Source organism: Variovorax sp. DAIF25 (assembly GCF_050711835.1).
In the GTDB taxonomy this organism is placed as follows: domain Bacteria; phylum Pseudomonadota; class Gammaproteobacteria; order Burkholderiales; family Burkholderiaceae_C; genus Variovorax.
In genome coordinates this window covers 3024114-3044749 of the sequence record NZ_CP136636.1, presented here as the reverse complement: position 1 = coordinate 3044749, position 20636 = coordinate 3024114, and the positions used below count along the sequence as shown (strand labels likewise).

Here is a 20636-nt window from a genome sequence, read left to right as displayed (position 1 = left end):
AATCGTGAGGGCGATTCTTCTCGTCAGCGTGACAGACCGGGCCGCTTCACGCGGCCGCTGCCGCCCTCGCCGAGGTCGAAGGTGGTGACGCCGTTGACCGCGGCATCGCTGCGCAGCGTCTCGGGATGCGCGAGCACGCGGCGCATGTCGCGCGCGCCCGACTCCCAGTGCTCCTCGACCGCCGCGCGCGAGAACTCGTAGTCCTTCGACTCGAGCTCGTAAGGCTTGTCGCGGTAGATCAGGTGGAAGATGTCGATCGGGTGGTGCGTGAGCTCGGCCTGCACCGCCTCGACCGCGGGGTCGCGGCGCAGGTGCGGCGGCAGCTTCTCGATCAGGTCGGCGATCGCCTGCTGCAGGTTCATGTTGGCCGCCAGTGCGTCGGTGTTCATGCGGGTGCGGCTCGAATAGGTGATGTCCTTCTGCCGCTCCATCACGCCCGACAGCGTGTGCGGCATCTCGCCGCGCGCATTGAACAGGTCGACCTGCAGCACCACCAGCGGCTCGCTGCGCGGATGCAGGTCGAGCACGTACTGCAGCGGCGTGTTCGAGACGATGCCGCCATCCCAGTAGTCGTCGCCGTCGATGTGCACCGGCGCGAAGCCCGGCGGCAGCGCGCCGCTGGCCATGATGTGCTCGGGGCCGATGCGCTGGCGCGTGTTGTCGAAATACACCGAGTTGCCGGTGCGCACGTTGACCGCGCCCACGCTGAAGCGCGCCTCGCAGTGGTTGATGCGGTCGAAATCGACCAGGCGCTCGAGCGTGGCCTTCAGCGGCGAGGTGTCGTAGTAGCTCAGGAGCGGCGCCGCGCCGCCGAGCAGCAGGGCCGGCGAATAGCGCGGCTCGAAGAAGCCGGGAATGCCCACCAGCGAGGCCATGGTCGCGCTCCACTGGTTCTGCGTGCTGCGGTCGCCGAACCACGACGGCAGGCGCTGCGAGGGCCCCGAGGACACGAGGTGCCAGAACTCGCGCAGCCGGTCGACGCGGTGCTCGGGCGCATTGCCCGCGATCAGCGCGGCATTGATCGCGCCGATCGACACGCCCGCGATCCAGTGCGGCTGCAGCTCGGTCTCGCTGAGCGCCGCGTAGACCCCGGCCTGGTAGGCGCCGAGCGCGCCACCGCCCTGCAGCACCAGCGCCTTGCGCGCGGAGCGCATGTCCTCGCGCCGCGCCGCGAAGGCTTCGAGCTTGCGCGCCGCGGAAGCGGCCTGGCTCTTGCGGCGGGCGGGGGGAGACGGGGAACGGGAGGGAGTCGAGACAGAGGAGGAACGGGGCTTCTTCGGGGACGTCGTCATGCGCCCATTTGACATCAGCCCCGTGACCCCCGACTGACCAGGGGGCACTCGAAGCCGCGTTCAGCGGACCTGTTTCACATCTTCGGCAGCAATTGCCCGCGGATCTCGCCACCCGGATTCGCGGCCGTGTGGACGTTGGCGTACCACTTGCCCGCGCTGAGGTCGGCGGCCTGCGCCGGCGTGAGCGTGGCCTCGCCCTCGATCGGGCTGGCCGCATTCGAGAACGGCAGCACCACGCCGGCATTGGCGCCGGCCGGTGCCGGTCCATGGAAGTGGGCCGCGGTGGCCGGGCCGCTGAGGCCCGTGTAGGTGATCTTGTACTTGAGGACGTTGGTGTCGCGGTTGAGCCAGGCCTCGGCCATGCCGCTGCCGCGCGTCATGTTCGGTGGCACCTCGCTGGCCGCGTTCATGGTGCCGCTGAAGCTCGCGACATTGGCCTTGGACATCATGCCGCAGCCGGCCAGTGCCGCACTGGCCGCGCCGGCGACGAGGGCGGCGCGCAAGAGGGTGCCGTATCGGTTCATGGGAAGTCTCCTGATCGTGAATGGATGCGGACCAGCATAGGCAGGGCATTCGCAATCCCTTGTCGGCCACCACCCCGAATTCGCCGTGCACGCGGCGCCAGCCCTGGCATTGAAAGCCGATTGAAAGAAGACAATGCCGCGATGATTTCCGCTCCCGCACCCTCAAGCTCCCCCGCCCTGCCCTCTGCACACGATGTGGTGCAGTTCTGGCGCGAGGCCGGCCCCAAGCGCTGGTTCGCCAAGGACGAGGCCTTCGATGCCGAGTTCGCCCATCGCTTCGTCGAAGCCCACCATGCCGCCGCGCGCGGCGAGCTCGACGCCTGGATGAACGATGCCGAAGGCACGCTCGCGCTCCTCGTGCTGCTCGACCAGTTGCCGCGCAACGCCTGGCGCGACAACGCCCACATGCTGGCCACCGACGGCAAGGCGCTGGCCGTTGCGCACCATGCGGTCGAAGCCGGCTTCGACCGCCAGCTCGAGGAGGTGCTGCGGCCTTTCTTCTACATGCCCTTCATGCACTCCGAAGTGCTGGCCGAGCAGGAACGCTCGGTCGTGCACTGCAGCGCGCTCGATGCCAACACCCAGCGCTTCGCGGTGCTGCACCGGGACATCGTGGCGCGCTTCGGCCGCTTTCCGCACCGCAACCGGATGCTGGGCCGCACGAGCACGCCCGAGGAAGAGAAGTTTCTCGCCGAGGGCGGCTTCAAGGGCTGAGCGCGTTCAGAGATCGCCGCCCGAGCGCGTGCGCGCCGGCACGTGATCGTCCTTGCCGGCGCCGATGCCGACGTCGGAGTGCTTGAGCGAGCCGTAGCTGCGCGCATAGACCCAGGTGAACTCGGCGCCCAGCAGGAAGATCTGCGCCGAGTAGTAGACCCACACCAGCACCACCACCAGCGAGCCCGCGGCGCCGTAGCCCGAGGCCACGCTGCTCTTGCCGATGTACAGGCCGATCAGGTGCTTGCCGATGGTGAACAGCAGCGCCGTCACCGCCGCGCCCACCCACACGTCGCGCCACTGCACCTTCGCGCGCGGCATGATCTTGTAGATCATCGCGAAGATCACGGTGACCATGCCGAAGCTGAACCCGAAGTTGACCCACTGGGCCAGCGTCTCCCAGGCACCGAACATCGGCGACCACCACTTGCCGAGCGCGGCCAGCGCGGCGCTCGCCACCAACGACACCATCAGCAGGAAGCCGATGCCCATCACCATGCTGAAGGACAGCAGGCGCACGCGCAGCAGGTTGAAGATGCCGCTGCTCTTGGCACGCGCGGGGGCGCGCCAGATGCGGTCGAGCGCGTCCTGCAGCTCGCCGAACACGGTGGTGGCGCCGACCACCAGCAGCGCGATGCCGATCAGGGTGGCGACGATGCCCTCGCGCGGCTTGTTGACCGCCTGCAGCATGCTCTGCACCGCGGCCGCGCCCTGCTCGCCCATCAGGCCCGAGAGCTGCGCGAGGATCTCGCCGCGCGCGGCCTCCTGCCCGAACACCAGCCCGGCGACGGCGATCACGATCAGCAGCAGCGGCGCGATCGAGAACACGGTGTAGTAGGCGAGCGCGGCACCCATGCTCGGGGCGTAGTCGTTCGACCAGGAGGCGACGGCGCGGCGGCAGAGATCGAAGAGGGGTCGCAGGTACATGGCGGAAAGTCTCCTGTCGGTGGCGGCACCGTCCTGTCGGAGCGGCACCCGGCATCTTGCCGTCTGCCTACGATAATCGCTGAAACATGCAACCGTCTCCCCCAGCCTCCGGCGCGGCGGCGCCGTCCGCGCCCTCGCACCCGCAGTCGCCGCGCGACCTCTTCGTGTCCTTCACCTTCCTGGCGCTGCAGGGCTTCGGTGGCGTGCTGGCGATCGTGCAGCGCGAGATGGTCGAGAAGAAGAAGTGGCTCACGCCCGAGCAGTTCCTCGAGGACTGGGCCGTGGCCCAGGTGATGCCGGGGCCCAACGTGATCAACCTCGCGCTGATGATCGGCGACCGCTACTTCGGGCTGCGCGGCGCGCTCGCCGCGGTGGCCGGCATGCTCACGGTGCCGCTGTTCGTGATCCTCGCGCTCGCGGTGCTCTACGCGCACTACGCGGGCAACCCGCAGGTCGCGGGCGCGCTGCGCGGCATGGGCGCGGTGTCGGGCGGGCTGATCGCGGCCACCGGCATCAAGCTGATCCCGCAACTGCGCAAGCATCCGCTGGGCTTCGCCACCTGCCTGGCGTTCGTGGCGCTGGTGTTCGGCGCCATCGCCTGGGCGCGCATCCCGCTGGGCTGGGTGCTGCTGGTGCTCGGCGGCGTGGCCTGCGGCTGGACCTGGAAGAAGATCGCGCCATGAGCGCCGCGCCGGGCCGCCCCAAGCAAGCTCGCACCGCAGTGCGACGCACGGAGGTACTTCAATGACCATCGTCATGCACTGGCACGACTGGCTCGCGCTGTTCGGCCAATACATGCTGCTGTCGATGCTCTCGATCAGCGGCGCCATCACCACCGTGCCCGACATGCATCGCTACCTGGTGGCGCAGCATGGCTGGCTCACCGATGCGCAGTTCACCTCCTCGGTCGCCATCGCGCAGGCCGCGCCCGGGCCCAACGTGCTGTTCGTCGGGCTGATGGGCTGGAACGTCGGCCTCAACGCGGGCGGCGGCATCGGCGGCGGGCCCTCGGCCTGGCTGCTCGGCCTGTTCGGGCTGGCCGTGACCATGGTCGGCATCATGCTGCCGAGCACCACCCTCACCTACTTCGCCACCCGCTGGGGCCACCGCAACCGCAGCCGCCGCGGCGTGCGCGCCTTCAAGCAGGGCATGGCGCCCGTGGTGGTGGGCCTGCTGATCGCCACCGGCTGGGTGCTGGCCGCCGGCAACCACGTGGGCAACGCACCGGCCTGGCACCTGTGGCTCCTGACCGGCGTGGCCGCGCTCATCGTCTGGCGCACGCGCATCCACCTGCTGTGGCTGCTGGGCGCCGGCGCGGCGCTCGGCGCCATCGGTTTCGTCTGACCTTCGCCCCCTTCCTCCTCCCTCTTCTTCCTTCCTCAGGAGCTTTCCCATGTCGCAACTTCGCCCCCTCGGCCGCTCCGGCCTCCAGGTGTCCCCGCTCGCCTTCGGCGGCAACGTGTTCGGCTGGACCGTCGACGAGGCCGCCTCGTTCAAGCTGCTCGACGCCTGGCTCGACGCCGGCTTCAACTTCGTCGACACCGCCGACGTCTACTCGTACTGGGTGCCCGGCCACAGCGGCGGCGAGTCCGAGACCATCATCGGCAAGTGGCTCAAGCAGAGCGGCAAGCGCAGCCGCGTGGTGCTGGCCACCAAGCTCGGCAAGTCGATGGGCGAAGGCAAGGTCGGGCTCTCGCCGGCCTACATCCGCGAGGCGGTCGAGGCCTCGCTCAAGCGCCTGCAGACCGACTACATCGACCTCTACCAGTCGCACGACGACGACGCCAACACGCCGCTCGAGGACACGCTGGGCGCCTTCGACGACCTCGTGAAGGCCGGCAAGGTGCGCGCCATCGGTGCCTCGAACTTCACCGCGCCGCGGCTGGCCGAGGCGCTCGACGTCTCCGAGCGCCTGGGCATCGCGCGCTACGAGAGCCTGCAGCCGCTGTACAACCTCTACGACCGCGCCGTGTTCGAGGACGACCTCGAGCCGCTGTGCCTGAAGCGCGAGGTCGGCGTGATCAACTTCTACGCGCTGGCCGCCGGCTTCCTCACCGGCAAGTACCGCACCGAGGCCGACGCGGCCAAGAGCGCGCGCGGCGCGAGCACCACCAAGAAGTACCTCAACCCGCGCGGGCTGCGCATCCTCGAGGCGCTCGACAAGGTGGCCCAGCAGTACAACGCGAAGCCGGGCCAGGTGGCGATCGCCTGGCAGATCGCGCGGCCCTCGGTGACCGCGCCGATCGCGAGCGCGACCTCGATCGCCCAGCTCGACGAACTGGTGACCGCCACCCAGCTCAAGCTCGACGCGGGCACGATCGCGATGCTCGACCGCGCGAGCGAGGAAGAAGGCAAGGCGGCCGCCTGAGGACGCGGCGATGAGCGACTTCGAAGCCATCGCGGCGCCTTCGCTCGAGCACTTCGCCGACCTGCGCGTGGAGGTCGGCGACCCCCAGGTGCTGGGCCAGGGGCCGGGCGGCCTGCGCCGCGTGGTGCCGATCACCGGCGGCCAGGCGCAGGGCCATGGCTGGACCGCGCGCGTGCTGCCGGGCGGCAGCGACTTCCAGCTGATCGTGGGCGAGACCCTCTCGGTGCTCGATGCGCGCTATGGCCTCGAGACCGATGCGGGCGACCTCGTCTACGTGCAGAACCATGCGATCCGCAGCGCCTCGCGCGAGACCATGGCGCGGCTGCTGCGCGGCGAGCCGGTCGATCCGGCGCAGGTGTATTTCCGCTGCACGCCGCATTTCGAGACCGCCTCGCCCGCGCTGGCCTGGATCGCCGAACGGCTGTTCCTCGGCGCCGGGGTGCGCCGGCCGGCCCAGGTGGTGATGCGCTTCTGGGCAGTGAACTGACGATCAGCCGTCGACCGGCTCGGCGGGCGTGGCCAGGATGCGCTGGTAGAAGGCCACGTCGAGCCAGCGGCCGAACTTGAAGCCCGCCTGCCGCACCGTGCCCGCGTGCTCGAAGCCCAGGCGCTCGTGCAGCGCAATGCTGCCGGCGTTCTGGGCGTCGATGGCGCCGACCAGCACGTGCACCTCGCGCGCCTGCGCCTCGGCCACGATCGCCTCGAGCAGCGTGCGGCCCAGGCCCTTGCCGCGGTCGGCGGCATCGACGTACACCGAGTGCTCGACCGTGTACTTGTAGGCCGGGAAGGCGCGGAACGTGCCGTAGCTCGCGAAGCCCATGAGCCGGCCGTCGTCGTCCACCGCGCCGATCACCGGGAAGCCGTTGGCGCGCTTGGTGGCGAACCAGCCGGCCATCTGCTCGGGCGTGCGCGGCTTGTAGTCGTAGAGCGCGGTCGAGGTGACGATGGCGTCGTTGAGGATCGCGAGGATGGTGCCGGCGTGGGCTTCCTCGGTGCAGGGGATCAGGCGCATGGGGCTCCTTTGCGGCATTGCGCGGTTGTTCACTATAGGAGAATAATAGTCTCTTATGAGAAACGACGCATCCTCTTCCGCCACGGAACCGGCCGAGCCCATCGATGCGCTGATCGCCCGGCGGCTGCTGGCGCTGCGGCAGGCGCAGGGCCTGAGCCTGGCGGAACTGGCCGAGCGCTCGGGCGTGAGCAAGGCGATGATCTCCAAGGTCGAGCGTGCGCAGAGCAGCCCCACGGCCGTGCTGCTGGGGCGGGTGGCCGCGGGGCTGGGCGTGCCGCTGGCGCAGTTGCTGACGCAGGACGAGGGCCGCGACACGCAGCGGCTGCGTCCCCGCGCGGCGCAGGCAGTGTGGCGCGACCCGGGCGCGGGCTACCTGCGCCGGCAGGTGCTCGAGCGCGGCGCGGCCGGCGGCATCGAGCTGGTCGAGGTCGAGCTGCCGCGCGCGGCGCGGGTCGCCTATCCGCGCTGGAGCGGCAAGCCGTACCGGCAGTGCCTGTGGCTGCTCGAGGGCGAACTGCAGGTCGACTACGGCGAGGAGCGCTTCCGGCTCGCGAGCGGCGACTGCCTGGATTTCGGGGTCGACCGCGCGCTGGTGTTCGAGGCGCTGGGCGACGGCGGCTGCCGCTACTTGCTGGTGGCCGACCAGGACCTGCGCCCCCAGTAGGCCCGCTCCCACAGCCGCTGGCGGCACCGGCCGGTGCGGGCGGCCCGCGCGCTCCAGATACTGCGAGACATCACAGCTTCGGAGGAACACGCATGTCGTTCGCGCTCTACATGATCGGTTTTCTGATCTTCATGGCCGGCCTGATCTGGGGCGCCTCGGTGGCCGGCGTGCCCACGCTCTACATCGGCATCGGCTCGCTGATCCTGCTGGGCATCGGCATCTTCAGCGCGGTGGGCCGCACCCGCGGCAAGGACCCGTCTCAGTAAGGCCGCGGCGCGGCGTTCAGGCGCCGCGCTGGCGCATCGCCTCGTAGAGGCACACGCCGCTGGCGACCGAGACGTTGAGGCTCTCGACCGCGCCCGCCATCGGGATGCTGACCAGTTCGTCGCAGGTCTTGCGCGTGAGCTGGCGCATGCCCTCGCCCTCGGCACCGAGCACCAGCGCCAGCGGGCGCTTGAAGTCGCTCTGATAGATGGTGCCGGGTGCGTCGTCGCTGGTCCCCACGCACCAGATGCTGCGCTCCTTGAGCTCGTTGAGCGTGCGCGCGAGGTTGGTCACCATGAAATAGGGCACCGTCTCGGCTGCGCCGCTGGCCACCTTGGCCACGGTGGCGTTGATGCCGGCCGCATGGTCCTTGGGCGCGATCACCGCATGGGCACCGGCACCGTCGGCCACGCGCAGGCAGGCGCCGAGGTTGTGCGGATCGGTCACGCCGTCGAGCACCAGCAGCAGCGGCACGGTGCCGGCCTCCTCCAGGCCCTCGAGCAGTTCGTCGAGCGAATGGATCTGAGCGGCAGGCTCCACGCGCGCCACCACGCCCTGGTGGCCGTGGCTGCCGCTGAGCTTGGCGAGCCGCGCGCCGTCGGCCTCGACCAGCCGCACGCCGGCATCCTGGGCCCGCGCCATGAACTGTTTCATGCGCGCATCGCGCCGGCTGGCGTCGAACAGCACCTCGAGCACGGACTTGGGCGCGGTCTTGATGCGCACGCCCACGGCATGGAAGCCGAAGATCACTTTGGGAGAAGACATGCGGCGATTATCGAGGGAGCCCGCCCTTGTCCGTCCTCATTCGCTCTCAGCCCAGCGGGAGGCCGCCGCGCGCCTGCGCCAGTTCGTCGTGCAGCTGCTGCACCGCGAGCGCGCGCGGATGCACCCGCTGCAGGTTGCCCACGCTCTCGAGGTACTCGCAGGCCGCGAAGCGGTCGGCCATCTGCTCGTAGCGCGCCACCCAGGCCTCGCGCTGCGCGAGACGCTCGGGCGCCACCGGCCAGACGCCGGGGCGCGGCCGCAGCGGATCGCCGATGCCGATGCGCCAGGGCTTGGCGCTCACGCGCGCACGAAAGCAGTTCTGGTTGCGGCACATGCGCGCATAGACCTTGTCGGCGCCCAGCGCCTGGAACACGTCGGCGACCGCGGCATCGGAAGGCGCGAACACGTCGTGCATGGCGAGCGCGCGCAGGCCCGCGGGGGTGCGGTACAGCCGCAGGTGCCAGTCGGGATGCTGGTGGATGAAGCGCTCGATGCGCGCGCGCACGGCCGCGAGTGGGTCGCTCTGAGGTTCGGCCAGACGCAGCCCCTCGGCGCGCACGCGCCAGAAGCCGAAGCCCGCCACCAGCACGGCCGCCACCACGGCCAGCACCCACGACTTGCTGGCATAGCCCGCGACCAGCGCGCCGATGAGGGCAGCGCCGATGACGGTGAGCCCGCGCCCATTGCCGCGTTGCGCGTCCTCGAAGTCGACGTCGACGAACAGCACGTCGGGCGTGTTGAGGCAGCGCGCGCCATAGCCGTTGCGCGTGACGATGTCCTCGCCATGACGCTCGACGATCTCCTCGCGGATCGGCATGCCGTCGGCGCCGTTGTAGGCCACCTTGCGCTCGCAGCGCTCGAGTTTCTCGCCGCCGGCGATGCGCTCGAAGGCCTCGCGCGTGCGCTGGTCGGCATGGGCCTGCGCGGCCACCGGGCTGTCGTCGGACCAGCCGAAGCGGCGCACCGTGATCTGGCGGCCGTCGATGCGTTGCTGGATGCGGCCTTCGGCCCAGAACTGCGGAACGATCATCGGGCTCAGGTGCTGACGAAGAAGAACACCGCGGCCACCACCGCGACCACCAGCACGAACGCCAGCCACTTGGCGCCGCCACCCGAAGGCACGCGGCCGGGCTCGGCCATCGGATCGAAGGCGCCGTGCGGCGCGGGCTGGCCGCGCTCGCCGTGCATGTGGTCGTCGACCCGCTTCAGCGATTCGGCCAGGCCGAGGCCGGTGGCCTCGCGCACGATCTTCACGGCCTCGACCTTGCGGCCCTGCGCCAACGCCGCGATCGCCTCGGCCGGCAGGCCCTGCGCGCCGCCGCTCAGCAGCCGGTTCCATTCGTCGGTCTCGGGCGCGGGTTCGCCCTCCACCGCATTGGCATGCCGCTCGACCAGTTCCTTGGACTCCTTGAGACCCAGGCCGGTGCGGTCGCGCACGATCTTGATGGCCTCGATCAGGTTGCCGCGCTGCAGCGCGAGTCGGGCATCGGGGGGTAGCTCGTCCTGCATCTCGAATCTCCTCCTGCAGGACCGGTTGTACCCGAAGCGCTCAGGCCGTCGCGTCGGCGTTCTTCTCGTTGAGGATCACGCGCCCAGCCTCGATCATGATGCGGCGCTCGCACTGGGCCGCGATGCCGCGGTCGTGCGTCACCAGCACGAGCGTGGTGCCGAGCTCGCGGTTGAGGTCGAACATCAGCCGCATCACCTGCTCGCCGGTGGCGAAGTCGAGGCTGCCCGTGGGTTCGTCGGCCAGCAGCAAGGCGGGCTGCACCACGAAGGCCCGCGCCAGCGCCACGCGCTGCTGCTCGCCGCCCGACAGCACCTTGGGATAGTGGTTGAGCCGCTGGCCCAGGCCGACGCGGCCCAGCATTTCGGTCGCGGCCTTGCGGGCATCCTTGCGGTTGGCCAGTTCCAGCGGCAGCATCACGTTTTCGAGGGCGCTGAGGTTGCCCAGCAGCTGGAAGCTCTGGAACACGAAGCCCACGCGCTGCGCGCGCAAGGCGGCCCGGTCGTCCTCGTCGATGGCGAAGATGTCGTCGCCGGCCAGCTTCACCGTGCCGCGCGTGGGCGTGTCGAGCCCGGCGACGATCGACAGCAAGGTGCTCTTGCCCGACCCCGAGGCACCCACGATGGCCGCGGTTTCCCGTGCCCCGAGGGTGAAATCGATGTCCTGCAGAATGTCCAGGGTACCGGTCGAGTCGGTGACGGACTTGAACACATGCTCGACGGTGACAATCGCTGGGGACGGGGGTTGGGACATGGAAAGGCTTTGGTTTTGAATCGACGTGACTTTATCTTGACCACTGCCGCGCTCGGCAGTTCCGGGGCATGGCGTGGGGCGATGGCGCAGAACGCCGCCGCGCGCAAGCCGGTGATCCTGGTGCTCGGCGATTCGCTGAGCGCCGAGTACGGCTTGAAGCGCGGCGAAGGCTGGGTGCCGCTGCTCGAGAAGCGCCTCGCGCAGCAGAAGGTCGACGCCACCGTGGTCAACGCCAGCATCAGCGGCGACACCAGCTCGGGCGGACGCGCGCGCTTCGCGGCGCTGCTCGCGCAGCACAAGCCCAGCCACGTGGTGCTCGAGCTCGGCGCCAACGATGCGCTGCGCGGCCTGCCGCTCACGGACACCGAGGCCAACCTGCTGCAGATCACGCAGTCCGCGCAGGCCGCGGGCGCCAAGGTGCTGATCGTGGGCATCCAGGTGCCGCCCAACTACGGCGGCGACTACACGCGGCGCTTCGAGGCGGTGTTCGCCAAGGTGGCGTCCACCACCAAGTCCGCGCTGGTGCCCTTCCTGCTCAAGGGCGTGGCCGACGCGCCGAATGCGATGTCGCTGTTCCAGGCCGACCGCATCCATCCGACCGCGGCGGCGCAGCCGCAACTGCTCGACAACGTCTGGCCCGAACTGCGCAAGCTGCTCGCCGCCAAGTAGGGCCGAAGGGCCGGGCCCTGCGCCGATCGTGCGCCAACAAAAAGCCGCTGCGGGACCGGCAGGCCCCCAGCGGCTTCGTCATTCAGAACAGAAAGAATCCGGACGGTGCAGCGTTCAACCGTTCTTGGTAGGCAGTTCGGGAACGGTCGGCGGATCGCGTTCGAGCGAGGCCACGTCGTCTTCCGGATCGCCCGGCGCGAGGCCGTCGCTGCTCGGGGAAAGCTTGCGGTTCGCCTTTTCGCGGAGCTTTTCTTCCTTCTTCTTCTTGCGAGCCAGCTCTTTCTGCCGCTTCTCGTAACCGTAATTCGGTGTTGCCACTGATCTCTCCTTCAGGCGAAGCAGTCGAACGACTGCGCGTCGGGGTACTGTAAGCGATAACCGGAGCGCCTCCTGCGAAGGCCGGTCAGGCCATCCGCGCGAGCGCCTGCTGCAGGTCCGCGCGCAGGTCGTCCACGTCCTCCAGGCCGATCGAGAAGCGCACCAGCGTGCCCTTGTAGGGCCAGGGCGCCACGCCGGGGTCGCGCATCAAGCCGATGTCGTAGGGCACCACCAGGCTGATCGGCCCGCCCCACGAGTAGCCGAGGCGGAACAGCTGCAGGCTGTCGCAGAAGCGGTCGACCTGCTCGGTGCCGTAGCGCTCGTCGAAGACGATCGAGAACAGACCCGCCGCGAGGTCGGTCTCGCCGCACAGCGCACGCCAGTGGCGGTGGCCGGGCGAACTCTCGATCGCCGGATGCAGCACCTGCGCGACCTCGTCGCGGTCGGTGAGCCAGCGCGCGAGCTCGCGCGCCGCGCGGTCGTGCGCCGCATAGCGCAGCCCGATGCTCGGCAGCGAGCGCAGCAGTGTCTCTACATCGCCCACGCCGACGCCGAAGCCGATGCGCATGTGGGTGAGCTTGAGCGCGCGATGCAGCCGCTCGTCGCGCGTGACCACGCTGCCCATGAGCACGTCGCCGCCGCCGCTCGGGTACTTGGTGAGCGCGTGCACCGAGATGTCGACGCCCTGCCCGCTGCCGTTGAAGTCGAAGGGCGCGAAGGCCAGGCCCGCGCCCCAGGTGTTGTCGAGCGCGCTGAGCACGCCGCGCGCGCGGCAGGCGGCCGCGAGCGCGGGCAGGTCCGGGAACTCCATCGTCACCGAGCCCGCAGCCTCAAGCCACACCAGCTTCGTGCGCGGCGAGATCTTCGCCGCGAGGTCCTCGGGGTTCATGGCGTCGTACAGGCGGTACGCGATGCCGAAGTTCGCGAGCTCGCCGGTGGCCAGCGCCTTGTTAGGGCCGTAGGCGTTGTCGGGGATCAGCACCTCGTCGCCGGTCTTGAGGAAGGCGAAGGCCACGAGCGAGATCGCCGCCAGGCCGCTGGGCACCAGCAGGCATTCGGTGCCGCCCTCGAGGGTGGCCAGGCGCTCCTCGAGCGTGAAGGTGGTGGGCGTGCCGTGCAGGCCGTAGGTGTAGCCGGCCTTGGTCTTCCAGTCGCGCGCGCGCATCGCGGCCACGTCGGCGAAAAACACCGTCGAGGCCTTGTAGACGCCGGGCTGGGGCGCGTCGAAGGTGGCGGGCGGCACGTAGGGGTGGTGGATCAGGGTCGTGGAAGGCTTGCTCATGCGGTCGATGCTAGCGCGCCCCCATGGGCCGAGCTTTCGTGTGCTTTTTTAAAAACAGTTCTTGTGTTTAAATCAAGTGTATGAAATCGAACCCACCCTCCCCGGCGGCCTCCTATGCGCTCGCGGACCTGTGCGTGCTGGCCGACCTGCCGCCGCGCACGGTGCGCTACTACGTGCAGATCGGCATCGTCGACCGGCCCGAGGGCGAGACCCGCGCGGCGCGCTACGGCGCGCGTCACCTCGAGCAGCTGCTGCTGATCAGGAAGTGGACGGCGGCCGGCGTCTCGCTCGAGCGCATCCGCGAGCTGCTGCAGGGCCAGGAGGCGCCGGTGCCGGCGCGCCCGCGCATGGCCGGCTCGGTGGAGGTGCGCAGCCACCTGACGGTGGCCGACGGCGTCGAGGTGGTGATCGAACCCGGCCGGGCCGGGCTGTCGCCGGAGCAGGTGCGCGGTTTCATCCAGGGCGTGATGGCGGCCTTCGCCGCGGCTTGCGCCCCCCTCCCCCGTCGACGGCCCCGCCGCCGACGTTCCGAAGAAGAACTGACGACACAGGAAAGGGCAATCCCATGAGCTATCAGGAACACGCACGCATGACGACCGCGAACGGCGACAGCATGCTGCTCGAGGGCGTGAAGGCCAGCGGCGACCTGCGCGGCGTGCTGCTCGAGATGACGGTCGAGCAGCGCTTCCGCAACCCGAGCGCCTCGAACGTCGAGGTGGTCTACGGCTTTCCGCTGCCGTGGGGCGCGGTGCTGCTGGGCGTCGACGTGAAGCTCGGCGAGCGGCGTCTGTGCGGCACGGTGGTCGAGAAGGCCGAGGCCGAGGCCGCCTACGAAGGCGCTTTGGCCGAGGGCCACGCGGCCATCATGCTGGAGAAGAACCACGACCGCAGCTACACGCTGAACCTCGGCAACCTCGCGGCGAGCGAGGCCTGCATCGTCACCCTGCGCTATGCGCAGACGCTGGCCTTCGAGCAGCAGGGCTTGCGGCTGCTGATCCCGACAGTGATCGCGCCGCGCTACGGCGACCCGGTCGCCGACGGCGGGCTGCAGCCGCACCAGGCGCCCGTGCACAGCCCGGTGGCGGCCTACCCCTTCGACATCGAACTGCGCCTGCATGGCGAACTGGCACGAGCACGCGTGGCCTCGCCCAGCCATCCGGTGGGCGTGGCGATGCGGCCCGAAAGCGGGCTGCTGCAGGTGTCGCTGGCGCGCCGCGGCGCGCTCGACCGCGACTTCGTGCTGGTGGTCGACCAGCTCGAGCAGGCCTCGATGGCCGTGGCGGCGCCCGATGGCGTCGCGCCCGGCGGCATCGTCGCGCTCGCGAGCTTCTGCCCGCGGGTGCCGGCGCGCGGCCCGGCCACCACCGACGTGCAGCTGCTCGTCGACTGCTCGGGCTCGATGGCCGGCGACAGCATCGATGCCGCCCGGCGCGCGCTGCAATCGATCGTCTCGCAGATGGGCGCGGGCGACCGCTTCTCGCTCTCGCGCTTCGGCAGCACGGTCGAGCACCGTTCGCGCGGCCTGTGGCAGCTCACCGAGGTCACGCGCCTGGCCGCGCAGCGCTGGATCGGTGCGCTGCAGGCCGACCTGGGCGGCACCGAGATGGAAAGCGCGCTGGCCTCCACCTTCGCGCTGGGCACCGGCGCGTCGAGCGACGTGCTGGTGGTCACTGACGGCGAGATCAGCGCCATCGACGCGACCGTCGAATCGGCCCGCGCCTCGGGGCATCGCGTGTTCGTGGTCGGTATCGGCAGCAGCCCGGCCGAGAGCCACCTGCGGCGCCTGGCCGAGGCCACGGGCGGGGCCTGCGACTTCGTCGCGCCCGGCGAGGCGGTCGAGCCGGCCGTGCTGCGCATGTTCGCGCGCCTGCGTTCGCCGCGGCTCGATGCGCTGCGCGTCGAATGGCCGGGCGACGCGCGGCCGCAGTGGACGTCGGCGCTGCCGGTCTCGGTGTTCGGCTCCGACACGGTGAACGTGTTCGCGCTGTTCGACGCGGTGCCCGTGGGCGAGGTGCGGCTGCTCGGCGTGCGCGCGGAGGGCGACGCGGCCGAGGAAGCGATCGGCAGCGCGCGCGTGAATGCCGTGGCCGAACCGATCGACGCGCTCGGCCGGATCGCCGCGCACGCACGGGTGGCCGAGTTCGGCACGGAGGACGTGGCGGAAGCCCGCCGCCTCGCCGTGGCCTACCAGCTCGTGACCGACCTGACCAACTACCTGCTCGTGGTCGAACGCGCCGAAGGCGAGCGCGCGACCGACATGCCCGAACTGCGCAAGGTCGCGCAGATGGTGCCGGCCGGCTGGGGCGGCGCCGGCTCCGTGCAGTTCGACGCCATGCTCGCCGCACCGGCGTCGGCGCCGATGCTGATGCGCACGCGCGGCCTGCCGGTGGCGGCCGCCGCCGGCGGCGCGCCCCGGCGAATGATGAAGATGCAGGCGAACTCGCCCGCCGAGGCCGCGGCGATGGCCCCGGCGGGCACGCCGCGCGCACTCGGCGCCTGGCTGCGCAAGGCACCGGTCAGCGCCTGGCCGACCACCTATGCCGCGCTGGCGGCCCAAGGCATTCCGCAGGAAGTGGTCGACTGGCTCGAGCTGGTGATGGCGGCGCTGGACGGCACGCAGCGCACGGAGGCGACCGTGGTGGCCTCGTTCCTCCACCTGCTGGCCAACGTGCTGGTCTTCGAGCAGTCCGGCCAGCCCGAGGGCGTGCTGCGCGGCACCGCCAATGCCGTACGCCGCCTGCGCGAGGCCTTCGGCCGCGGGCCGGCCAGCATGGCGCCCGATGTCGACATGCGCTTCGTCGAGCAGTTGGCGGCGCAGCTGGCCGGCATGGCGCCCGAGCGCTGGCCCGACCCGGTCTACGCGCTGCACGCGGATGCCCAGGCCTGAGATGCGGCAACTGACGCGCGCGCCCGTGCCGCACCTGCGACCCTTCGTGCAGCAGGTCTGGGCCTGGGCGCCCGGCGCCGAGGGCGCCGGGGCCGAACGCCCCGGCGCGCGCGAACATGTGCTGCCCACGGGCGGCATGCACCTGGTGTTCCGGCTCTCGGGGCCGCCGCTCAAGCTGTTCGGCCACGCGGCCGACACCGAGGGTCGGACCTACGGCCATGCCATCGTCGGCGGCGCGCGCAGCAGCTTCTACCTGCGCGACGTCTCGGTGGCCACGCGCTCGGTCGGCGCCCAGCTGCAGCCCGGCGCGGCGCGCGCGCTGCTGGGCGCGCCGGAAGACGCGTTGTCGGGCCAGCACACGCCGCTCGACGCGCTCTGGGGCACGCGCGAGGCGGCGGATGCGCTCGAGCGGCTGCATGCCGAGGCCGACCTGGCGCGGCAGCTCGCCTTGTTCGAAGCGATGCTGTCGGCGCGGCTGGCGCTCGCGCTGCGCGCCGGCCTGCGCGGGCTGCATCCGGCGATCGCGGCGGCGCTCGGGCCGCTCGCGGGCGAGAACCCGGCCATCGGCGCGCTGGTGGCCGACAGCGGCTACAGCCACCGGCGCTTCATCGCGCTGTTCCGCGGCGCCATCGGGCTCACACCGAAGGAGTACGCGCGCGTGATGCGCTTCGACCGCGCGCTGGCGCTGGCGGCCGATCCGGCGCGGCCCTGGGCCGAGATCGCGTTCGAGGCCGGCTATGCCGACCAGGCGCACCTGAGCCGCGAGTTCTCGGCGCTCGCGGGCATGGCGCCGCAGGCCTGGCGGCGCACCGGCGCCACGTCGCCGCGCCACGTGGCGGCACCCGCGAACGCCGCCAACGGTCAAATTCGTTCAAGACGGCCGCGCTGAAGCCTTCCAGAATCGGCGCCGACACGCGATTTCTTCCACGAACCACGACGAGAGGCACCCCATGGCGATCCACGAGCTCTTCCCCTACATCTGCGTCCACGATGCCAAGGCCGCGGTCGACTTCTACTGCGAGGTGTTCCAGGTCAAGGAGATCTTCCGGCTGGTCGAGCCCAGCGGCCGCATCGGCCACGTCGAGCTCGACTTCCACAACGGCGCGATCTTGATGATCTCGGACGAGTACCCCGAGTACGGCATCCCGAGCGCGAAGACGCTGGGCGGCAGCGCGGTCACCCTGCACCTGCACGTGGACGATGCCGACGCGGTGGTCGCGCGCGCGGTGGCGGCCGGCGCCACGCTCGAGATGCCGACCGAGGACCGCTTCTACGGCGAGCGCTCGGGCGTGTTCCGCGATCCCTTCGGCCACCGCTGGAACGTGGGCCACAGCATCGAGAAGCTGTCGCCCGAGGAGATGCAGCGGCGCTACACGGCGATGTTCGAGAACGGCGACGGCGCCTGCTGACGCACCATGAAAAACGCCCCGGCAAGCCGGGGCGTCGAGGTCTGGCGGACGCGTCTGGAGACGGGCCTCAGACCGACCACTTCTCGATCAGCTTCTCGGGCCGCAGCGAGTCGTAGCCCTCGAAGGGCTGGTGGATCCACGGATTGGTCTGCAGGAACTCCACCGAGTAGTCGGGCGTGAAGGTCGAGAGCGCCTTGGTCCACAGCACCGCGCTGCGCAGCTCGGTGATCGGCGCGTAGTTGTTGCGCAGCATGTTGATCACCGCATGCAGCGTGTGGCCCGAGTCGGCCAGGTCGTCGACCAGCAGCACCTTGCCGGCGATCTCGCCCTTGGGCGTGGTGATGTAGCGCGCGATGTCGAGATGGCCCTGGATGGTGCCGGCATCGGCCCGGTAGGAGCTGGTCGACATGATCGCCAGCGGCTTGTCGAAGATGCGCGACAGCACGTCGCCCGGGCGCATGCCGCCACGGGCCAGGCACAGGATGGTGTCGAACTCCCAACCCGACTGGTGCACCTTGATCGCGAGCTTCTCGATCAGGTTGTGGTACTCGTCGTAGCTCACGTAGAGGTGCTTGCCGTCTTCGGTCAACATGGGGGATGGGCTCCTGGATGAATAGCGGATGTCGCCCGGGTCAGCGGGCGCAGGGGGCTTCTTTTTGGGGTTGTCGTCGAGCCGGGAAATCAGTCGGCCAGATAGGGGTGGCGCATCATGATCGTGTGATCGCGGTCGGGGCTGGTCGACACCATGTGGATCGGCACGCCGGTGACCTGCTCGATGCGCTGCAGGTACAGGCGCGCGTTGACCGGCAGCTTGTCGTACTGCGTCACGCCGACCGTGCTTTCGCTCCAGCCCTCGAGGGTTTCATAGATCGGGGTGCAGCGTTCGATCTCGTCGGCGCCCATCGGCAGGATGTCGGTGGTCTCGCCATCCAGCTCGTAGCCGGTGCACAGCTCGAGCTTCTCGAGGCCGTCGAGCACGTCGAGCTTGGTGATGCACAGGCCCGACAGGCCGTTGACCTGCGCCGAGCGCTTGAGCAGCGCGGCATCGAACCAGCCGCAACGGCGGCTGCGCCCCGTGGTCACGCCCTTCTCTGCGCCCACGGTGCTCATGTGATAGCCGGGGGTACCGGGCGTGGCCCAGTCGAGCTCGGTCGGGAACGGACCGCCGCCCACGCGCGTGCAGTAGGCCTTGGTGATGCCGAGGATGTAGTGCAGCATGCCCGGGCCCACGCCCGAACCGGCGGCGGCGTTGCCGGCCACGCAGTTGCTCGAGGTGACGTACGGATAGGTGCCGTGGTCGACGTCGAGCAGCGTGCCCTGCGCGCCTTCGAACAGCAGGTTGGCGCCGTCGCGATGGGCGTCGTTCAGTTCGCGCGACACGTCGGCCATCATCGGCTTGAGCAGCGCGGCGTGGCGCATGGCTTCGTCGAACACGGTGTCGAAGTCGATCGCGGTCGAGCCGAGCACCTCGGTCAGCACGTGGTTGTGCAGGTCGAGCAGCACGCGCAGCTTGGCCGCGAAGCGCTCGGGGTGCTTGAGGTCCTGCACGCGCAGCGCGCGGCGCGCGATCTTGTCTTCGTAGGCCGGGCCGATGCCGCGGCCGGTGGTGCCGATCTTCTCGACGCCGCCCTTTTCGCGGTAGGCCTCGCGCGCGATGTCCAGCGCCGAGTGGAACGGCAGGATCAGCGGGCAGGCCTCGCTGATGCGCAGGCGCGAACGCACTTCCACGCCGGCCTTCTCGAGCCCTTCGATCTCCTCGAACAGCTTGGCCGCCGACAGCACCACGCCGTTGCCGATGTAGCACTTCACGCCGGGACGCATGATGCCGCTGGGGATCAGGTGCAGCGCGGTCTTCACGCCGTTGATCACGAGCGTGTGGCCCGCGTTGTGGCCGCCCTGGAAGCGGACCACGCCCTGGGCGCTCTCGGTCAGCCAGTCGACCAGCTTGCCTTTGCCCTCGTCGCCCCATTGGGTGCCGACGACGACCACGTTTCTTCCGGTGGTTACGCTCATGCTCGTTCCATTGCTAAAAATTCAGATCGTTCGGACTTGCCACTGGCCGGCCTGCTCGACGAGCTCGCGGTCGCAGTGGAACTCATCGATTTCGCTGCCATGGCCCGGCAGCACGCACACCACGGTTTCGCCGGCCTTGCGCAGCCCGGCGATGGCCTGACGCAGGCCGGTTTCGTCGCTCCAGGGCGCGCGGATCGCCGCGCGCAACGGACGCTTCGGCAGCACGCCGACCAGCTCGCGCACATCGAGGCTGAAGCCGACCGCCGGACGGTTGCGGCCGAACACGGCGCCCACCTCGTCGTAGCGGCCGCCGCGCACCAGCGAATCGGCCGCGCCCGGCACGTAGATGCCGAAGCGCATGCCGCTGTAGTAGGCATAGCCGCGCAGGTCGGCCAGGTCGAAGCTGATCTTGCGCCCCGCCACGCCGTCGAGGCCGGCGGCCAGCAGCTTCAGGTCGGACAGCGCCGCGCGCACCGCGGGCGTGCTCTGCAGCGCCCGGGCGGCCTCGTCGAGCACGGCGGCGTCGCCGTAGAGCTGGATCAGGGCCAGCAGGCCTTCGCGCGAAGCCGCGGGGAAATCGCGCGTCAGCGCGCGCAGCTCGCTCGCGTCCTTGGCGGCCAGCGCCGCATGCACGCGCGCCAGCACGGCCGCGTCGACCGGCACGCCGGCGAACAGCGCGCGCACGATGCGGGCATCGGCGAGGTCGACGATCACGCCCTCGCGCAGGCCGGCCGCGTCGAGGCAGTCGAGCGCGAGCAGCAGGACTTCGGTGTCGGCCTCGAGGCCGGCGTGGCCGTAGATCTCGGCGCCGAACTGCAGCGGCTCGCGCGTGGCGTGCGGGCGGTCGGGGCGGGTGTGGAGCACCGGGCCGCAGTAGCACAGCCGTGCCACGCCATCGCGGTTGAGCAGGTGGGCATCGATGCGTGCGACCTGCGGCGTGGTGTCGGCCCGCAGGCCCATCGAGCGGCCCGAGAGCTGGTCGACCAGCTTGAAGGTCTGCAGGTCGAGCGCCTCGCCGGTGCCCGAGAGCAGCGACTCCAGATGCTCGAGCAGCGGCGGCATCACCAGCTCGTAGCCGTAGCTGCGGGCGGTGTCGAGCAACTGGCGGCGAAGTTCTTCGATGTGGCGCGCCTCGGAGGGCAGCACATCGGCAATGTGATCCGGGAGGACCCAGGCGGACATGGGGATCGGGGGCGTGGTTAAACCGGAATTCTACCGGCAGCCGAAAAGCGCCCCGGCGGTGCCCGCTCGAAGCGGGCGGCGGGGCG

The 20636-nt window shown here is 70.4% G+C and carries 25 protein-coding genes; 12 read left to right on the top strand and 13 right to left on the bottom strand.

Annotation, left to right across the window (positions count from 1 at the left end; all coding sequences use genetic code 11):
* Positions 1-23: 23 nt before the first annotated feature.
* Complete coding sequence (locus tag R0232_RS14055) at positions 24-1154, bottom strand: patatin-like phospholipase family protein (RefSeq protein ID WP_177239304.1); 1131 nt, start codon at positions 1152-1154, stop codon at positions 24-26.
* Positions 1155-1366: 212 nt separating this feature from the next.
* Entirely contained in the window at positions 1367-1816 is a 450-nt protein-coding gene (locus R0232_RS14050) for a CHRD domain-containing protein (RefSeq protein ID WP_093342577.1), read from the bottom strand.
* A 141-nt stretch (positions 1817-1957) separates the two neighbouring features.
* Here R0232_RS14050 and R0232_RS14045 point away from each other — a divergent pair, with 141 nt between their 5' ends.
* On the top strand, positions 1958-2530 hold the full coding sequence (locus tag R0232_RS14045; RefSeq protein WP_431512481.1) for a DUF924 family protein: 573 nt from the start codon (positions 1958-1960) through the stop codon (positions 2528-2530).
* Positions 2531-2536: 6 nt separating this feature from the next.
* Here the strand turns inward: R0232_RS14045 and R0232_RS14040 are convergent, their stop codons facing one another.
* Complete coding sequence (locus R0232_RS14040) at positions 2537-3457, bottom strand: YihY/virulence factor BrkB family protein (protein ID WP_256222480.1); 921 nt, start codon at positions 3455-3457, stop codon at positions 2537-2539.
* Between the two features lie 86 nt (positions 3458-3543).
* Between R0232_RS14040 and R0232_RS14035 the strand changes: the two genes are divergently transcribed.
* The 4 genes from R0232_RS14035 to R0232_RS14020 all read left to right on the top strand — a co-directional run bounded on the left by R0232_RS14035 (position 3544) and on the right by R0232_RS14020 (position 6312).
* Complete coding sequence (locus R0232_RS14035) at positions 3544-4140, top strand: chromate transporter (protein ID WP_431512480.1); 597 nt, start codon at positions 3544-3546, stop codon at positions 4138-4140.
* 61 nt (positions 4141-4201) lie between these two features.
* Positions 4202-4801, top strand: coding sequence for a chromate transporter (locus tag R0232_RS14030; RefSeq protein WP_431512479.1), 600 nt, complete (start codon positions 4202-4204; stop codon positions 4799-4801).
* A 49-nt stretch (positions 4802-4850) separates the two neighbouring features.
* Positions 4851-5825: an aldo/keto reductase gene (locus R0232_RS14025; RefSeq protein ID WP_057594741.1), complete on the top strand. Its 975-nt coding sequence runs from the start codon at positions 4851-4853 to the stop codon at positions 5823-5825.
* Between the two features lie 10 nt (positions 5826-5835).
* A complete protein-coding gene (locus R0232_RS14020; RefSeq protein ID WP_431512478.1) occupies positions 5836-6312 on the top strand; it encodes a DUF3237 domain-containing protein in 477 nt (158 codons plus the stop codon).
* A gap of 3 nt (positions 6313-6315) precedes the next feature.
* On the opposite strand, the gene R0232_RS14015 is transcribed toward R0232_RS14020, so the two are convergent.
* Positions 6316-6837: a GNAT family N-acetyltransferase gene (locus R0232_RS14015; protein ID WP_093342586.1), complete on the bottom strand. Its 522-nt coding sequence runs from the start codon at positions 6835-6837 to the stop codon at positions 6316-6318.
* A 55-nt stretch (positions 6838-6892) separates the two neighbouring features.
* Here R0232_RS14015 and R0232_RS14010 point away from each other — a divergent pair, with 55 nt between their 5' ends.
* Complete coding sequence (locus R0232_RS14010; protein WP_431512477.1) at positions 6893-7501, top strand: helix-turn-helix domain-containing protein; 609 nt, start codon at positions 6893-6895, stop codon at positions 7499-7501.
* A 92-nt stretch (positions 7502-7593) separates the two neighbouring features.
* Entirely contained in the window at positions 7594-7767 is a 174-nt protein-coding gene (locus tag R0232_RS14005) for a hypothetical protein (protein ID WP_057594737.1), read from the top strand.
* A 16-nt stretch (positions 7768-7783) separates the two neighbouring features.
* On the opposite strand, the gene rlmB is transcribed toward R0232_RS14005, so the two are convergent.
* Genes rlmB through R0232_RS13985 form a run of 4 tightly spaced genes read right to left on the bottom strand, consistent with a single transcriptional unit; the run spans position 7784 to position 10790 of the window.
* Positions 7784-8530: a 23S rRNA (guanosine(2251)-2'-O)-methyltransferase RlmB gene (gene rlmB / locus R0232_RS14000; protein ID WP_093342589.1), complete on the bottom strand. Its 747-nt coding sequence runs from the start codon at positions 8528-8530 to the stop codon at positions 7784-7786.
* Positions 8531-8576: 46 nt separating this feature from the next.
* A complete protein-coding gene (locus R0232_RS13995; protein ID WP_431512476.1) occupies positions 8577-9560 on the bottom strand; it encodes a hypothetical protein in 984 nt (327 codons plus the stop codon).
* 5 nt (positions 9561-9565) lie between these two features.
* Entirely contained in the window at positions 9566-10039 is a 474-nt protein-coding gene (locus R0232_RS13990) for a ribosomal protein L7/L12 (protein ID WP_431512475.1), read from the bottom strand.
* A 40-nt stretch (positions 10040-10079) separates the two neighbouring features.
* On the bottom strand, positions 10080-10790 hold the full coding sequence (locus R0232_RS13985) for an ABC transporter ATP-binding protein (RefSeq protein ID WP_208508098.1): 711 nt from the start codon (positions 10788-10790) through the stop codon (positions 10080-10082).
* A gap of 81 nt (positions 10791-10871) precedes the next feature.
* Between R0232_RS13985 and R0232_RS13980 the strand changes: the two genes are divergently transcribed.
* Entirely contained in the window at positions 10872-11459 is a 588-nt protein-coding gene (locus tag R0232_RS13980) for an arylesterase (protein ID WP_296792923.1), read from the top strand.
* 114 nt (positions 11460-11573) lie between these two features.
* Here R0232_RS13980 and R0232_RS13975 read toward each other — a convergent pair whose 3' ends face one another.
* Together R0232_RS13975 and R0232_RS13970 are read right to left on the bottom strand one after the other, a co-directional pair.
* Positions 11574-11777, bottom strand: coding sequence for a hypothetical protein (locus R0232_RS13975; RefSeq protein ID WP_057594731.1), 204 nt, complete (start codon positions 11775-11777; stop codon positions 11574-11576).
* Between the two features lie 85 nt (positions 11778-11862).
* Positions 11863-13059, bottom strand: a complete 1197-nt coding sequence (locus R0232_RS13970) for a PLP-dependent transferase (RefSeq protein ID WP_296792921.1) — start codon at positions 13057-13059, stop codon at positions 11863-11865.
* 80 nt (positions 13060-13139) lie between these two features.
* On the opposite strand from R0232_RS13970, the gene R0232_RS13965 reads away from it, so the two are divergent.
* From R0232_RS13965 to R0232_RS13950, 4 genes are all read left to right on the top strand, one after another.
* Positions 13140-13628, top strand: a complete 489-nt coding sequence (locus tag R0232_RS13965; protein WP_431512474.1) for a MerR family transcriptional regulator — start codon at positions 13140-13142, stop codon at positions 13626-13628.
* A gap of 20 nt (positions 13629-13648) precedes the next feature.
* The gene (locus tag R0232_RS13960; RefSeq protein ID WP_431512473.1) at positions 13649-15946 is read left to right on the top strand and encodes a VIT domain-containing protein; all 2298 of its coding nucleotides are present in this window, start codon (positions 13649-13651) and stop codon (positions 15944-15946) included.
* Position 15947: 1 nt separating this feature from the next.
* Positions 15948-16835, top strand: a complete 888-nt coding sequence (locus R0232_RS13955) for a helix-turn-helix domain-containing protein (protein WP_431512472.1) — start codon at positions 15948-15950, stop codon at positions 16833-16835.
* A 61-nt stretch (positions 16836-16896) separates the two neighbouring features.
* A complete protein-coding gene (locus R0232_RS13950) occupies positions 16897-17355 on the top strand; it encodes a VOC family protein (protein WP_208509373.1) in 459 nt (152 codons plus the stop codon).
* Between the two features lie 67 nt (positions 17356-17422).
* Here R0232_RS13950 and R0232_RS13945 read toward each other — a convergent pair whose 3' ends face one another.
* The 3 genes from R0232_RS13945 to R0232_RS13935 form a co-directional block, all read right to left on the bottom strand.
* Entirely contained in the window at positions 17423-17947 is a 525-nt protein-coding gene (locus R0232_RS13945; RefSeq protein WP_057594725.1) for a phosphoribosyltransferase, read from the bottom strand.
* 89 nt (positions 17948-18036) lie between these two features.
* Positions 18037-19368, bottom strand: coding sequence for an adenylosuccinate synthase (locus R0232_RS13940; RefSeq protein ID WP_093342602.1), 1332 nt, complete (start codon positions 19366-19368; stop codon positions 18037-18039).
* A gap of 21 nt (positions 19369-19389) precedes the next feature.
* A complete protein-coding gene (locus tag R0232_RS13935; RefSeq protein ID WP_208509374.1) occupies positions 19390-20550 on the bottom strand; it encodes an ATP phosphoribosyltransferase regulatory subunit in 1161 nt (386 codons plus the stop codon).
* Positions 20551-20636 lie beyond the last annotated feature (86 nt).

Coding starts and splice junctions, on each gene's coding strand:
- R0232_RS14015 (WP_093342586.1), bottom strand. CDS start 6,837: ATGCGCCTGATCCCCTGCACCGAGGAAGCCCACGCCGGCACCATCCTC.
- R0232_RS13950 (WP_208509373.1), top strand. CDS start 16,897: ATGGCGATCCACGAGCTCTTCCCCTACATCTGCGTCCACGATGCCAAG.
- R0232_RS14005 (WP_057594737.1), top strand. CDS start 7,594: ATGTCGTTCGCGCTCTACATGATCGGTTTTCTGATCTTCATGGCCGGC.
- R0232_RS13945 (WP_057594725.1), bottom strand. CDS start 17,947: ATGTTGACCGAAGACGGCAAGCACCTCTACGTGAGCTACGACGAGTAC.
- R0232_RS14040 (WP_256222480.1), bottom strand. CDS start 3,457: ATGTACCTGCGACCCCTCTTCGATCTCTGCCGCCGCGCCGTCGCCTCC.
- R0232_RS13970 (WP_296792921.1), bottom strand. CDS start 13,059: ATGAGCAAGCCTTCCACGACCCTGATCCACCACCCCTACGTGCCGCCC.
- R0232_RS13990 (WP_431512475.1), bottom strand. CDS start 10,039: ATGCAGGACGAGCTACCCCCCGATGCCCGACTCGCGCTGCAGCGCGGC.
- R0232_RS14030 (WP_431512479.1), top strand. CDS start 4,202: ATGACCATCGTCATGCACTGGCACGACTGGCTCGCGCTGTTCGGCCAA.
- R0232_RS14020 (WP_431512478.1), top strand. CDS start 5,836: ATGAGCGACTTCGAAGCCATCGCGGCGCCTTCGCTCGAGCACTTCGCC.
- R0232_RS13955 (WP_431512472.1), top strand. CDS start 15,948: ATGCGGCAACTGACGCGCGCGCCCGTGCCGCACCTGCGACCCTTCGTG.
- R0232_RS14035 (WP_431512480.1), top strand. CDS start 3,544: ATGCAACCGTCTCCCCCAGCCTCCGGCGCGGCGGCGCCGTCCGCGCCC.
- rlmB (WP_093342589.1), bottom strand. CDS start 8,530: ATGTCTTCTCCCAAAGTGATCTTCGGCTTCCATGCCGTGGGCGTGCGC.
- R0232_RS13980 (WP_296792923.1), top strand. CDS start 10,872: ATGGCGCAGAACGCCGCCGCGCGCAAGCCGGTGATCCTGGTGCTCGGC.
- R0232_RS13985 (WP_208508098.1), bottom strand. CDS start 10,790: ATGTCCCAACCCCCGTCCCCAGCGATTGTCACCGTCGAGCATGTGTTC.
- R0232_RS13940 (WP_093342602.1), bottom strand. CDS start 19,368: ATGAGCGTAACCACCGGAAGAAACGTGGTCGTCGTCGGCACCCAATGG.
- R0232_RS13995 (WP_431512476.1), bottom strand. CDS start 9,560: ATGATCGTTCCGCAGTTCTGGGCCGAAGGCCGCATCCAGCAACGCATC.
- R0232_RS13965 (WP_431512474.1), top strand. CDS start 13,140: ATGAAATCGAACCCACCCTCCCCGGCGGCCTCCTATGCGCTCGCGGAC.
- R0232_RS14055 (WP_177239304.1), bottom strand. CDS start 1,154: ATGCGCTCCGCGCGCAAGGCGCTGGTGCTGCAGGGCGGTGGCGCGCTC.
- R0232_RS13935 (WP_208509374.1), bottom strand. CDS start 20,550: ATGTCCGCCTGGGTCCTCCCGGATCACATTGCCGATGTGCTGCCCTCC.
- R0232_RS14010 (WP_431512477.1), top strand. CDS start 6,893: ATGAGAAACGACGCATCCTCTTCCGCCACGGAACCGGCCGAGCCCATC.
- R0232_RS14050 (WP_093342577.1), bottom strand. CDS start 1,816: ATGAACCGATACGGCACCCTCTTGCGCGCCGCCCTCGTCGCCGGCGCG.
- R0232_RS14025 (WP_057594741.1), top strand. CDS start 4,851: ATGTCGCAACTTCGCCCCCTCGGCCGCTCCGGCCTCCAGGTGTCCCCG.
- R0232_RS14045 (WP_431512481.1), top strand. CDS start 1,958: ATGATTTCCGCTCCCGCACCCTCAAGCTCCCCCGCCCTGCCCTCTGCA.
- R0232_RS13960 (WP_431512473.1), top strand. CDS start 13,649: ATGACGACCGCGAACGGCGACAGCATGCTGCTCGAGGGCGTGAAGGCC.